This window comes from Serratia rhizosphaerae (genome assembly GCF_009817885.1).
GTDB classification, from domain to species: Bacteria; Pseudomonadota; Gammaproteobacteria; order Enterobacterales; family Enterobacteriaceae; genus Serratia_B; species Serratia_B rhizosphaerae.
The window spans coordinates 1,111,145-1,124,463 of sequence record NZ_CP041764.1; the positions used below are offsets into that span (position 1 = coordinate 1,111,145).

Here is a 13,319-nt window from a genome sequence, read left to right on the forward strand (position 1 = left end):
AATACGATACGACTCTGATATAAAGATCTGCTGAAGTTGGCAATCAAGAAGGTGACTCGTCTGTTATGCGAGGAGCAGACGTTATAACGGACCCCGTGTATCTCATAAAGTTAGTTGTATATTCTTGTACATGAAAACACTTAAAGGATCTGCGATATAAGGGGGAAACGCCTCACAAACCACATATCCGCACCGGCGATATAGAGCTATAGCAGGTTGCTGATGAATACCTGTTTCAAGGCGTAATTGATGGCAAGTATTTTCTAACGCGAGACTTTCAAGAGATGTAACAATTTGCTCTCCGAGTTTACGCCCTCTATATTCTGGACGAATATAAACCCGCTTCACCTCACCAAAGCCTTCTTCCTGAAGGAGTAAAGCGCCGCAACCTGCCGGAACTCCATACTTATCTCGTGCAATTACACATCGCAGTTTATTATCACTGACACTGGAAAAATTCAGACAGTGATTACTTTCATCTGGATACAGCTCTCTTTGAAAAGCATCAAGCTCACTCACCAGACAATCTAACTCAGAATCACCTTTGATTACTTCTGAAATATAGAACATCGGTCATCCCCAATTTATCATCCTGACTTATGAATCTAGCACGTACATTCAGTCCTGCTGAAGATATTGACTAACCCACTGTTACCGGGATGGAGATTATTGAGTGGCTTAAGGTATCAACGTCCGTTTCTGGCGCACAGCAGACTCAGCCATGCTGGCAAACAACAGTGAGTACTGACCAAGCGTTTCAGCAACCAACCTTTGAAATCACATTCTTTATCAGCCAGGGCACTGCTCGTCAAACTTGCAATGTGGTGACATGTTGATCTTGCCTATGAATCGCTGACGCATTTGCTTTTGCCACCCAACACGAAAACGCACTTTGGTGCTGAACAAAGCAAAACGCCGAAACGATAACTTAATGATTTTATGCAGGAATATGGTGCCGATAATAGGAGTCGAACCTACGACCTTCGCATTACGAATGCGCTGCTCTACCAACTGAGCTATATCGGCTTTGGGAGGTGGATCTGCGGGGCAGATCGGCGTGCGTTGAACAACTTATGCAAAAGCCGGCGATGAGTCAATAGGCGGCTAATCGTTCGCTGAATATCTCATCAACCGTATACTTATTGTGGGCTAAATCCGTCGCGGGCGGCAGAAATAAACGGGGCGCAGCATGCTGCGCCCCGCCGACTTGGTTACCCACTCGCTACGCGTCAGCCGCGCACCAGATCGTCGCCGTAGCCGATCCACTTATAGGTGGTCAGCGCGTCCAGCCCCATCGGGCCGCGGGCGTGTAGTTTCTGCGTGCTGACCGCCACTTCCGCGCCCAGGCCGAACTGGCCGCCATCGGTAAAGCGGGTGCTGGCGTTCACGTAAACCGCCGAGGAGTCCACCGCGCGGACAAAGTACTCGGCGTTGCTCAGCGAACGCGTCAGGATAGCGTCGGAATGGTGAGTGCCGTGGCTGCGGATATGGTCAATCGCCTGGTCGATATCGTCCACCAGCGTCACGTTCAGATCCAGCGACAGCCATTCGTCTTCGTAATCTTCCGCCTTCACCGCAGTTACCTGCGCCGGGCCGTCCTGCAGCAGCGGCATCGCGCTGTCGCTGGCGTGCAGCGTCACGCCGGCCGCCGCCATCCGGGCGCTGAGCGCCGGCAGGAAGCTGTCGGCAATGCTGCGGTTCACCAGCAGCGTCTCCACCGAGTTACAGGCGCTGGGGCGCTGAATTTTGGCGTTCTCAATCACCGTCAGCGCCTTGTCGTAATCCACATTGTCATCAACGTAGATATGGCACACGCCGATACCGCCGGTAATCACCGGAATGGTGGACTGCTCGCGGCACAGCTTGTGCAGGCCGGCGCCGCCGCGCGGGATCAGCATATCGACGTAGCGATCCATCCGCAGCAGTTCGTTCACCAGCGCCCGGTCCGGGCTGTCGATCGCCTGTACCGCCGCCGCCGGCAGGCCGCACTGCTCCAGCGCCTGCTGGATCACCTTAACCGTCGCCTGATTGGTATGATGCGTCTCTTTACCACCGCGCAGGATCACCGCATTGCCGGTTTTCAGGCACAGGCTGGCAACGTCGATGGTGACGTTGGGCCGCGCCTCATAAATCACGCCGATCACGCCCAGCGGCACGCGCCGACGCTCCAGCTTCAGCCCACTGTCCAGCAGGTTGCCGTCCAGCACCTGGCCGACCGGATCGTTCAGGCGGCACACCTGCCGCACGTCGTTGGCGATCGCCGTCAGGCGCGCCGGCGTCAGCAACAGGCGGTCCAGCAGGGCTTCGCTCATCCCGCTGGCGCGCGCCTGCGCCATATCCTGTTGGTTAGCCTGTAAAATGATGTCGCTGTCGGCTTCCAGTCTGTCGGCCATCACCGACAACACCTGATTTTTTTTCGCCGTGCTGAGCACCGCCAGTTGCCAGGAGGCCTGCTTGGCGGTCTTCCCCATCTGCTCGAGCATGCTTACTCCTTAACTTACGATCATATCGTCGCGGTGCACGGCCACCGGGCCGTATTCATAACCGAGAATGTCACTGATTTGCTGTGAATGGTGCCCGGCGATCATGCGCATGGCATCGCTGTTGTAGCGGCTGACGCCGTGGGCCAGATCGCGCCCCGCCAGGTTGCGGATACGGATCACTTCGCCACGGGAAAAATCGCCCTTCACCTCGCGGATGCCCTTCGGCAGCAGCGAGCTGCCACGCGCCATAATGGCATCGACGGCGCCGTCATCCACGGTGATCTCGCCGGCCGGCGGTGCGCCGAAGATCCAGCGTTTACGGTTCTCCAGCGGGGCTTCCAGCGCGTGGAAGCGGGTGCCCACCGGATGGCCGTCAATCACGTCGGCCACCACGCCCGGCTTGCCGCCGGCGGCGATCACCACGTCGATGCCCGCCCGGCAGGCTACGTCTGCCGCCTGCAGCTTGGTGCCCATTCCGCCGGTGCCAAGGCCGGAAACGCTGTCGCCGGCAATCGCCCGCAGCGCATCATCAATGCCGTGCACTTCGCGAATCAGCTCCGCCTGCGGGTTGTTGCGCGGGTCGGCGGTGAACAGGCCCGGCTGGTCGGTCAGCAGCAGCAGTTTGTCCGCGCCGGCCAGGATCGCCGCCAGCGCCGACAGGTTGTCGTTGTCGCCGACTTTGATCTCTGCGGTGGCAACCGCGTCGTTCTCATTGATCACCGGCACGATGCGGTTATCCAGCAGCGCATTCATGGTATCGCGCGCGTTGAGGAAACGTTCGCGGTCTTCCAGATCGGCGCGCGTCAGCAGCATCTGCCCGACGTGGATGCCGTAGATCGAAAACAGCTGTTCCCACAGTTGGATCAGGCGGCTCTGCCCTACTGCCGCCAGCAGCTGTTTAGAGGCGATGGTGGCGGGCAGTTCAGGGTAGCCCAGGTGCTCACGCCCGGCGGCAATCGCCCCGGAAGTGACAATAACAATGCGGTGACCCGCAGCATGTTGCTGTGCGCACTGGCGCACCAGCTCGACAATATGGGCTCGGTTCAGACGCAGCGATCCGCCGGTCAACACGCTGGTGCCCAATTTCACAACCAATGTCTGGCTGCCGTTCATAATTATTCGCCGTTGAAAAAGAAGAAATGCAGAGGACTTTGTAACAGGAGAGACGCGTTATGCCAACAGGCACAACGCGAATTCAGTGCAATTGCCGGGGAAACCGCCTAAGCAGAAAGTTTGATCGGCTGCTCGTTAAAATCGTCGGCAGGTTCCAGCGACAGTTCCATCCCGTTCAGCAGCTCCGCCAAACGCTGATGGAAATCCCGCAGCGTGGTTTCCAGCTTGTCTTTTACTTCAGCATCTTTAATCTTTTCCGGCTGCCATACGCCTTCTTTATTAAACAGCCCGAACTGATAAGTATAGGTAAAACGTGCATCATCCGCCTGCAGCTCAATCCACCAACCCCAGAACTCTCGCTTCTCCGGCGCGGGTTTCACGTTGACGCATACGGCCAGACAGTCAAAGAAAAACCGGTCGTTCTCACATTGCCCTTCACGCAGGTACGGCCCCAAGCTGGCAAATCGTTTCATTAGTCGGCTTTTAGGGTGACCACTCGGTAACGTCATACTGCAACCTCCTTAATGTAGACCCCTCTTTTTAACAAACTGTTAAAAATTAGCAACTCTTTAACGCATTTTGTCATTCAGCCAGCTACTCATCTGCTGCAGCGCCTTGTGGAAGCTGCGGTAAACCGGCGCGCGTGGAATCGCCAGCAGTTTGCCGTCCAGCGACGAGGAGGCAATCAGCTGCGACTCCGCTTTTGCACTGAGCGGGTCCTGCTCCCAATAGCCGGACAGCATCGGCGTGTAGCAGCGACGGCCGAGCAGGCCCTGCATTTTCAGAGAGTAACGGTTCAGTTCCATTTTCAGCACATTATCGGAAGCGTCGGCCATGCCCATCCGGCTGGCCAGCACGTCCATATACATGTCCGGCACCTGCTGCTGGTTGCGGGCATCGCACAAAATACCGTGCACCACCGGGCCCAGGCAGGCTACGCCGCGCAGGCGCTGCGGTTCCAGATACGCCAGCCGCACCGCCACGTTGGCGCCAAAGCGGAAGCCGAAGGCGGTCACCCGTTGATGGTCGACCCAAGGTACGCCGGGCAGCTGGTTCAGCACCTGCTGGTGCAGGAAGCTGGAATCCTGCGTCAGTTTCCATTTGGAGGAGGCGCCGATTGACGGCATATCGATGGTCAGCATCGCAATGCCCAGCGGGGCCAGATAATCGTTAAACAGGCGGTGGTAGTCGGTCTGCAGCGTATCGAGGCTGCCGCACATCAGCACCGTCGGGAACGGCGCCTTGCCCTGCTCCGGCATATGCAGGAAGCCGGTAATCGGGCTGCCGCCTTCAATCTTGAACTCCAGCTCCTTCAGCTGATAAGGCAGCAGCAGCGCCGCCTCTTCATAGGCGCGGTTGGCCAGCACTTCGGCCTGCTCCGCCAGCTCGTCGCCCTTCAGGTGCGGATAGCCGGCGATGCTGTAAAAGTTGGCGGCACGCAGCCAGTGCCTGCCCGCCTGCAGCGGGTCCTGCTGTTCCAGCGCGCGCTGCTGCCACTGCATGCCCTGATGCACCCACTCGTAAATCCAGTTGCCGTTACGGTAGCCCACCACGGTATCGAGCAGGCGCTCGTCGCTGTGTTCCGCCGCGGAGGCCGCAATGCGCGACAGCACCTCGACAATCTCCACCGCGTCCACGCCGCGCCACGACCACAACAGGCGGTTCAGCATGCGGTACCAGTTATTGGCGGTGTCGCCTTCCAGCGGCGAGTGCATGCTGGCAGAGCGGGCGTGCGGCGCACGCTGAATCAGCGTCGACGTCTCGCGGTGCTTGAATGAGGGCTTGAATAAAATCTCAGAAAGGTTGGCTTGTGCCATGGTAACAACAGCCTCCGTAAATCTGGCGCAGGCGAAAAACGGCCTGATGATTGCCTGTAGTGTACCTAACTCCGGCGGCGGAAACCAAACTATCTCATTGTTAAATATGCGTTAATTTTACGCATCAATGCGGCAAAAGCGCCCGCTAGCGCACTGATAACTAATCCGTTTATCGCTAATAGCGGCGGAAAAAAGCGCCGGACGGCAGGGGAAAAAACGGCGGGAATTTACAAAAATAAAGCGGCAGGAGGCCTGAAAATGCCAACGCCCGGCATCACCGGGCGTTTCAACAGCGTGACGCTTAGCGGCCGCCGATCGGTGGGACGAAGCTGACGCCCATATCCCAAGGCTGTTCGATCCAGGTATCCTGCGGGATGTCGACCACGTAGTCGTCCACCAGCGGGCGACCGGCCGGCTTGGCGAAAATGGTGACGAAGTGGGCTTTAGGATACATGTCGCGGATGGCTTTCGCGGTGCCGCCGGTATCCACCAGATCGTCAACTACGATGAAACCTTCGCCGTCACCTTCAGCGCGCTTGAGGATTTTCATCTCACGCTGGTTGTCGTGGTCATAGCTGGAAATGCAGACGGTATCGACGTGGCGAATCCCCAGTTCACGCGCCAGCAGCGCTGCCGGCACCAGGCCGCCGCGGCTTACCGCGATAATGCCGGTCCATTTTTCGGCAGGCAGCAGGCGATGCGCCAGTTTGCGCGCTTGCATTTGCAACATATCCCAGGTAACAACGTATTTTTCGCTCATAAAAGGTGTCCCAGCCAGTGTAAAATCGGCTTACTAAATGTTCAGGGGAAAAAAGGTTGCGCGAGATTATAGAGACTGGGCGCGCTGAATACCAGTTGAACCGAGGAATTGATCGCGAATTCGTTACCGCCCGCCTCTGGCGATTCATGCTGAAAAAGCCGGCAACTTCCTATAAAACCGCGCCCTTTTACCGATTATACAGCGTGATACGGCACGCGCACCGGCGCAAATAAAATGATATTCTCTGACTATCGTGCCGACGCGGCACATAGCTAGCCACGCTAACGGCAGCCGCCCCGGCCACGCGTTTATCTCCGCCGGGCATTGCCCTTAACTTAACCGCACGGCCTCCGCCGTCTGAGCCGGAAGCGCCGTCAACAGGAGACTCAACGTGTCTGAATTGTCTCAACTTTCACCACAGCCGCTGTGGGACATTTTCGCCAAAATCTGCTCGATTCCGCACCCTTCTTACCATGAAGAAGCACTGGCGCAGCATATCCTCGACTGGGCCAAAGAGAAAAACCTGCACGCCGAGCGCGACCAGGTCGGCAATATTCTGCTGCGCAAGCCTGCTACCCAAGGCATGGAAAACCGTAAGCCGGTCGCGCTGCAGGCGCACCTAGATATGGTGCCGCAAAAGAACAACGACACCGTGCACGACTTCGCCAAAGATCCGATCCAGCCGTATATCGACGGTGAATGGGTCAAAGCGCGCGGCACCACGCTGGGCGCAGACAACGGCATCGGCATGGCTTCCGCGCTGGCGGTGCTGGCGGATGACAGCGTTGAGCACGGCCCGCTGGAAGTGCTGCTGACCATGACCGAAGAAGCCGGCATGGACGGCGCGTTCGGTCTGCAGCCGAACTGGCTGCAGGCGGATATCCTGATCAACACCGATTCGGAAGAAGAAGGCGAGATCTACATGGGCTGCGCCGGCGGGATTGATTTTATCACCACCCTGCCGCTGCAGCGTGAAGCGATGCCGGCCGGTTATCAGACGCTGAAACTGACCATCAAGGGCCTGAAAGGCGGCCACTCCGGCGCGGATATCCACCTGGGTCTCGGCAACGCCAACAAGCTGCTGGCCCGCTTCCTGTTCGCTCACGCCTCGCAGCTCGGCCTGCGCCTGCTGGAGCTGAACGGCGGCACGCTGCGCAACGCTATCCCGCGTGAAGCCTTCGCCACCGTGGCGGTCGCCGCGGACCAGGTTGAAGCGCTGAAAGCGCTGAGCCAGGAGTTCCTGGCAACGCTGCAGAACGAACTGGCGGCAAAAGAGAAAAACATCACCGTGCTGCTGGAGCCAAGCGACAGCGCGCAGCAGGCGCTGACCGCCGACAGCCAGCAGCGCTTCCTGGCACTGCTGAACGGCACGCCAAACGGCGTAATCCGCATGAGCGACGCGGTGCAGGGCGTGGTGGAAACCTCGCTGAATCTCGGCGTGATCACCACCAGCGACAGCGAAGCAGAAATCATCTGCCTGATCCGCTCGCTGATCGACAGCGGCAAAGACTACGTGGTCGACATGCTGACCGCGCTGGGCCAACTGGCGGGCGCCAAAGTGGCGCCGAAAGGCGGCTACCCGGGCTGGCAGCCGGACGCCGATTCAGCGGTGATGCATCTGGTGCGCGAGCTGTATCAGCGTCTGTTTAACAAGACGCCGAACATCATGGTGATCCACGCCGGTCTGGAGTGCGGGCTGTTCAAGAAGCCGTATCCGGATATGGATATGGTCTCTATCGGGCCGACCATCACCGGGCCGCACTCGCCGGATGAGCAGGTGCAGATCGAAAGCGTCGGCCTGTACTGGCAGCTGCTGACCGAACTGCTGAAAGCCATTCCGGAGCGCGACTAAGTACGCATCAGGGCCGGGTTCATCCGGCCCTTAACCGTCCCACGGCAGCAGCAGCTGCCGTTCTATCTGCGGATCCAGTAAGGTGACGTGCAACCCCACCAGCCGGACGCCGCGCCCTTCACGCCGCTCACGCCACACCTGCTGCGCTACCGCCAGCAAGTCCTCCCGGTTCAGCACCGGCCAGACGTGCTCCTGCGTAGTCAGCTGGAAATCCTGAAACTTCAGTTTCACCCCCTGACGGGCAATATGCAGGTCGGGTTTTACTTTGCGCAGACGCGCTTCCAGCTCGGGGTAGAGTTTGTCGACAATCAGCGTCTCGCACTGGGACCAGTCGTGAATATCCTCTGCCAGCGTGCGTTCCACGCCGACCGATTTACGCAGCCGCTCCGAGGAGACCTGACGTTCGTCAATCCCCTGACTGCGCTCCCACAATACCCGGCCGAACTTGCCGAAGCGCTTTAACAGCGCGGCCAGATCGTAACGCTGCACGTCGGCGCAGGTGTGCAGCCCCAATTCTTCCAACCGCTTGGCGGTCACCTTGCCCACACCGGGAATTTTACCGAGCGGCAGCTGCTGCAGAAAAGGCGCCACCTGCGTCGGCGGGATCACATACTGTCCGTTAGGTTTATTCAGATCGGAGGCGATCTTGGCAAGAAACTTGATCGGCGCCACGCCGGCCGAGGCGGTGAGCTGCAGTTCATCAAAAATGGCCTGCCGGATTGCTTCCGCCATCAGCGTGGCCGAGCCGTTGCACTGCGGGCTGTCGGTCACGTCCAGATAGGCTTCATCCAGCGACAGCGGTTCAATCAGCGAGGTATAGCGCGCAAAGATCTGGCGAATATGCTGCGAGGCCTCTTTATAGGCCGCCATGCGCCCCGGCAGCAGCGTCAGCTGCGGGCACAGCTTCAGCGCCATCGCGGTCGACATCGCGCTGCGCACGCCGTAGCGACGCGCCGGATAGTTGGCGGTGCTGATCACGCCACGCCGCTCGGCACTGCCCCCGATCGCCAGCGGAATATCCCGCAGGCTGGGATTGTCGCGCATTTCCACTGCGGCAAAGAAGCAATCCATATCGACATGAATGATTTTACGCATCGCGCCCTCCGGTAATACTGTATAAGTATACAGCAAAATTATCGGTACTCAATACGGGGCCTGGGCAATATCTGAATACAGGCGACGGGGAGTAAAAAAAGCGTCATTTTTCAGCCGTATGATAACGCCAGGCCAATTTCAGGAAGGTTATCATGTCTCCACTACGCGCTCTGCCCGCGCTGCTGCTACTGCTGTGCACCCCGCTGTTGAACGCCGTTGCCGCGCCGCAGCCGGCGATTATCGCCCACCGCGGCGGCACCGCCGACGCGCCGGAAAATACCCTGCCGGCCATCCGCAGCGCCTTGGACAACGGCGCCGATGCCGTGTGGATCACGCTGCAGCAGGCCAAAGACGGCGTCATCGTGCTGTACCGTCCCGCCGATCTGCAAGCACTCACTAACGCTCGCGGCCCGGTCTCCGCCTACAGCGCCGAACAGCTGGCGCAGACGGATGCCGGCTGGGCCTACGCCCGCAGCGGCAGTCACCCGTACCGCGCGCAGGGCATCGGCATTCCCCGGCTGGCAACGGTGCTGCAAACCTTTCCGCACGCCACCTTCTATCTGGACATCAAGTCGCCGGACGCCGATCCGGCCCGCTTCGCCCGCGCGCTGCTGACGACGCTGGAAGCGCAGCACGCCCTGGCGCGCACCCGGGTCTATTCCACCGATGCCCGTTACCTGCAAGCGCTGCCGCCGCAGATTGCGCGCTTTGTCAGCCGCGATGAAACCCGCAGCCTGCTGGCTAACGTCACCATGGCGCACCGCTGCCAGCTGCAGCCGCACGGTAATGCGCCCCGCTGGTACGGGCTGGAACTGACGCGCGAAGTCGAGGTGGTGGAAAAATACACGCTGGGCGAAGGACGCTCCAAGGCACAGCTCAGTTGGGACGATGAATCGATGGCCTGTTTCCGCTCGCAAGGGCCGGCGCGGATTGTCCTATTCGGCGTCAACTCGCCGCAGGCTTACCGGCAGGCGCAGATATTAGGCGCAGACGCGGTAATGGTGGATTCGCCCAAACAGGCGCAACGGTGGCGGGAGAAAAATCAGGGCGCGGTCAGCCGCGCCCCGGAATGATATCAACGACTATAAAATACGGTGCTTTTCCAACTGTTCCCGGCGCTGCGCCTCTTTCGCCAGGCGCTTTTTACGCGCATCGCAGGGTTCCGGGCAGTCGCAGACTTTCTCCATCCCCAGCGCGGTGATGCCGCCACAGCTGCCCTGCAGGCTTTTGCGTTTAAACACATAGCCCAGCGACATGCCGCCGATAATCAGCAGAAATAACACGAAGGTGGCAACAAATACCGTCAGCATAGCGGCCTCACAGGATTTTCTTCATATACGGTTCAAAGGCTGCGGAATAGCGCTCTTCAAAACCGTCGTCGGTTTTCACGATCATATAGACCGGGATCCCGAGCAGGTTGGCCAGCGCCATGCCGCGTTCCGGCCCCATCACGTCCAGCCCGGTCGACAGGCCGTCGGCGGTCATACAGGTCGGGCTGATGACGGTAATCGACGCCAGGCGGTGCTCAACCGGCCGGCCGCTGCGCGGATCGATGGTATGCGAATAGCGCACGCCGTCCTGCTCGAAGTAGTTGCGATAGTCGCCCGAAGTGGCGATCGCCATATTGCCGGGCTGAATCACCAGCTGTGCGCGCTGTTGCGCGTCGTCGCTGGGCCGCTCGATGGCAATCCGCCACGGCTGCTCCTTGCCGTTCAGACCACGGGTGCGTACTTCGCCGCCGATATCCACCATGTAGTTTCGCACCTGCCGGGATTGCAGGTAGTTCACCACCACGTCGACGCCGTACCCCTTGGCGATCGACGACAGGTCAACATACAGTTCCGGGATATGCTTCACCAGCGCATTGCCCTGCACCGCCAGCTTGTCGATGCCGGTCCAGGCGCGGCGCTGCGCCAGTTCTGCGGCCTCCGGCACCTGGGTTCTGCGCCCTTCCGGGCCAAAGCCCCACAGGTTGACCAGCGGCCCGACGGTGACGTCCAGCGCGCCGTCGGTCACGCGGTTAATACGCAGCGCCTCGCTGACCACCTGCGCCGTCGCGGCGGACACCGGGAACGGCGTATCGACCGCGCGGCTGCGGTTAAAGCGGCTTAGCTCTGAATCCGGCCGGTAGGTCGACATCTGGTCATTTACCAACTCCAGACGTTTGTCGATCTCCGTCTGTATCTCGCTGGCCGACGGCGTATCGTCGCCGGGCAGATAGCGGATCGAATAGGAGGTCCCCATGGTTTTACCCTCGAGGCTCACCTGCGCCGGCCCGCATCCGCTTAATAACAAGGTGGCGCCAAGCGCCACCAGTGTTAGCCAGCCTTTCATTGCTGACGCGCGCATTTAGCCACCAAAGTCATCAAGCATGATGTTTTCATCTTCAACGCCCAAATCCTTCAGCATCTTGATCACCGCGGCGTTCATCATCGGCGGCCCGCACATGTAGAACTCGCAGTCTTCCGGCGCCGGATGGTTCTTCAGGTAGTTCTCCAGCAACACGTTGTGGATAAAGCCGGTGTAGCCGGTCCAGTTATCCTCAGGCTGCGGATCCGACAGCGCCACGTGCCAGGTGAAGTTTTCGTTCTCTTCCTGCAGATGATTGAAGTCATCTTCATAGAACATTTCACGCAGCGAGCGGGCGCCGTACCAGAAGGTAATCTTGCGCTTCGAGTGCAGGCGTTTCAACTGGTCGAAAATATGCGAACGCATCGGCGCCATACCCGCGCCGCCGCCGATAAAGATCATCTCGGCGTCGGTCTCTTTGGCGAAGAACTCGCCGAACGGCCCGGAGATCGTCACCTTATCGCCCGGCTTCAGCGACCAGATATAAGACGACATGATGCCCGGCGGCACATCCGGATTGTTCGGCGGCGGCGTGGCGATACGCACGTTCAGCATGATAATGCCTTTTTCATCCGGGTAGTTCGCCATGGAATACGCACGCACCGTGGTGTCGTCAACCTTGGAGCGGTAGCGGAACAGGTTAAACTTGTCCCAGTCGCCGCGGTACTCTTCCGGCACGTCAAAATCGGCATAGCCGATATCGTGCGCCGGCGCTTCAATCTGAATAAAACCGCCCGCACGGAAAGGCACGTCTTCGCCGTCCGGGATCTTCAGCTTCAGCTCTTTGATAAAGGTCGCTTTGTTGTCATTGGAAATGACTTCGCATTCCCATTTCTTCACGCCGAAGATCTCCTCCGGCAGCTCGATTTTCAGATTCTGCTTCACGTTGACCTGGCAGGCCAGGCGGCAGCCCTCTTTCGCTTCGCGCTTGGTGATATGCGACAGTTCGGTCGGCAGGATATCGCCGCCGCCTTCTTTGATCACTACCCGGCACTGGCCGCAGGAGCCGCCGCCGCCGCAGGCCGAGGAGACGAAAATCCCCTGACCGGACAGCATATTGAGCAGCTTGTCCCCCGCCGGCGCGTGGAAGCTTTTATCCTTGTCGCCGTTGACTTCAACGGCCACGTCGCCCGTGTTCACCAGTTTGGATTTGGCAAACAGGATCAGTAGCGCCAGCACCATGACGATGCAGGTGAACATCGCTACGCCTAAAATAATTTCCATAAATTTTCCGCCTTTATCTCTGGGTTATTACAACTGAACCCCGGAGAAGGACATAAAGCCCAACGCCATCAGCCCGGTGGTAATAAAGGTGATGCCCAGACCGCGTAACCCTGCCGGCACATCGGCATACTTCAGTTTCTCGCGGATCCCCGCCATCGCGACAATCGCCAACATCCAGCCGGTGCCGGAGCCGAAGCCGTACACCACAGATTCCGCGAAGTTGTAGTCACGCTGCACCATGAAGGACACGCCGCCGAAGATGGCGCAGTTCACGGTAATCAGCGGCAGGAAGATGCCGAGGGCGTTGTACAGCGACGGGAAGAAGCGATCGAGGATCATCTCCAGAACCTGTACCAGCGCCGCAATCACCCCGATAAAGGTGATGAAGTTGAGGAAGCTCAGATCCACACCGTCCATCAGCGCGCCGTCGCGCAGAATCAGGTTGTAGACCAGGTTGTTCGCCGGCACCGCAATGCCCAGCACGATGGTGACGGCAATCCCCAGACCAAAGGCGGTAGAGACCTTCTTCGACACCGCGAGGAAGGTACACATGCCGAGGAAGAACGCCAGCGCCATGTTTTCAACGAAAACGGCGCGGACAAACAGACTGATATAATGTTCCATCG

Annotated in this window: 13 protein-coding genes and 1 tRNA gene; 2 read left to right on the forward strand and 12 right to left on the reverse strand. The window is 59.1% G+C overall.

Translation table 11 applies throughout. The annotated features are described in order from the left end of the window. Nucleotides 1–102: 102 nt before the first annotated feature. The 7 genes from FO014_RS05280 to gpt form a co-directional block, all read right to left on the reverse strand. Nucleotides 103–570, reverse strand: coding sequence for a GNAT family N-acetyltransferase (locus tag FO014_RS05280; RefSeq protein ID WP_105229939.1), 468 nt, complete (start codon nucleotides 568–570; stop codon nucleotides 103–105). 380 nt (nucleotides 571–950) lie between these two features. Further along, a tRNA-Thr gene (locus tag FO014_RS05285) sits at nucleotides 951–1,026 on the reverse strand. A gap of 203 nt (nucleotides 1,027–1,229) precedes the next feature. Beyond that, a complete protein-coding gene (proA, locus tag FO014_RS05290; RefSeq protein WP_160028187.1) occupies nucleotides 1,230–2,483 on the reverse strand; it encodes a glutamate-5-semialdehyde dehydrogenase in 1,254 nt (417 codons plus the stop codon). 9 nt (nucleotides 2,484–2,492) lie between these two features. Beyond that, complete coding sequence (gene proB / locus FO014_RS05295; RefSeq protein ID WP_105229937.1) at nucleotides 2,493–3,596, reverse strand: glutamate 5-kinase; 1,104 nt, start codon at nucleotides 3,594–3,596, stop codon at nucleotides 2,493–2,495. Between the two features lie 107 nt (nucleotides 3,597–3,703). After that, on the reverse strand, nucleotides 3,704–4,105 hold the full coding sequence (gene crl / locus FO014_RS05300; RefSeq protein WP_105229936.1) for a sigma factor-binding protein Crl: 402 nt from the start codon (nucleotides 4,103–4,105) through the stop codon (nucleotides 3,704–3,706). A 60-nt stretch (nucleotides 4,106–4,165) separates the two neighbouring features. Beyond that, nucleotides 4,166–5,413, reverse strand: a complete 1,248-nt coding sequence (frsA, locus tag FO014_RS05305; RefSeq protein WP_105229935.1) for an esterase FrsA — start codon at nucleotides 5,411–5,413, stop codon at nucleotides 4,166–4,168. A gap of 301 nt (nucleotides 5,414–5,714) precedes the next feature. Then, nucleotides 5,715–6,173 carry a xanthine phosphoribosyltransferase gene (gene gpt / locus FO014_RS05310; RefSeq protein ID WP_105229934.1) on the reverse strand — a complete coding sequence of 153 codons (459 nt, stop codon included), beginning with the start codon at nucleotides 6,171–6,173 and terminating at the stop codon, nucleotides 5,715–5,717. A gap of 391 nt (nucleotides 6,174–6,564) precedes the next feature. Between gpt and pepD the strand changes: the two genes are divergently transcribed. Next, nucleotides 6,565–8,025 carry a beta-Ala-His dipeptidase gene (pepD, locus tag FO014_RS05315; RefSeq protein WP_160028189.1) on the forward strand — a complete coding sequence of 487 codons (1,461 nt, stop codon included), beginning with the start codon at nucleotides 6,565–6,567 and terminating at the stop codon, nucleotides 8,023–8,025. A 30-nt stretch (nucleotides 8,026–8,055) separates the two neighbouring features. On the opposite strand, the gene dinB is transcribed toward pepD, so the two are convergent. Next, nucleotides 8,056–9,120: a DNA polymerase IV gene (gene dinB, locus FO014_RS05320; protein WP_160028191.1), complete on the reverse strand. Its 1,065-nt coding sequence runs from the start codon at nucleotides 9,118–9,120 to the stop codon at nucleotides 8,056–8,058. Nucleotides 9,121–9,290: 170 nt separating this feature from the next. Here dinB and FO014_RS05325 point away from each other — a divergent pair, with 170 nt between their 5' ends. Next, nucleotides 9,291–10,193, forward strand: a complete 903-nt coding sequence (locus FO014_RS05325; RefSeq protein ID WP_425500811.1) for a glycerophosphodiester phosphodiesterase family protein — start codon at nucleotides 9,291–9,293, stop codon at nucleotides 10,191–10,193. Nucleotides 10,194–10,202: 9 nt separating this feature from the next. On the opposite strand, the gene nqrM is transcribed toward FO014_RS05325, so the two are convergent. From nqrM to nqrE, 4 genes are read right to left on the reverse strand one after another with little or no spacing between them, the layout of a single operon-like run. Continuing rightward, the gene (gene nqrM / locus FO014_RS05330) at nucleotides 10,203–10,430 is read right to left on the reverse strand and encodes a (Na+)-NQR maturation NqrM (protein WP_105229930.1); all 228 of its coding nucleotides are present in this window, start codon (nucleotides 10,428–10,430) and stop codon (nucleotides 10,203–10,205) included. A 7-nt stretch (nucleotides 10,431–10,437) separates the two neighbouring features. Beyond that, complete coding sequence (locus tag FO014_RS05335; protein WP_105229929.1) at nucleotides 10,438–11,469, reverse strand: FAD:protein FMN transferase; 1,032 nt, start codon at nucleotides 11,467–11,469, stop codon at nucleotides 10,438–10,440. Continuing rightward, nucleotides 11,470–12,693: an NADH:ubiquinone reductase (Na(+)-transporting) subunit F gene (nqrF, locus tag FO014_RS05340; RefSeq protein WP_105229928.1), complete on the reverse strand. Its 1,224-nt coding sequence runs from the start codon at nucleotides 12,691–12,693 to the stop codon at nucleotides 11,470–11,472. Between the two features lie 27 nt (nucleotides 12,694–12,720). Next, nucleotides 12,721–13,317 (reverse strand): NADH:ubiquinone reductase (Na(+)-transporting) subunit E, encoded by a 597-nt coding sequence (nqrE, locus tag FO014_RS05345; protein ID WP_105229927.1) that lies wholly within the window; start codon nucleotides 13,315–13,317, stop codon nucleotides 12,721–12,723. Nucleotides 13,318–13,319: the final 2 nt, after the last annotated feature.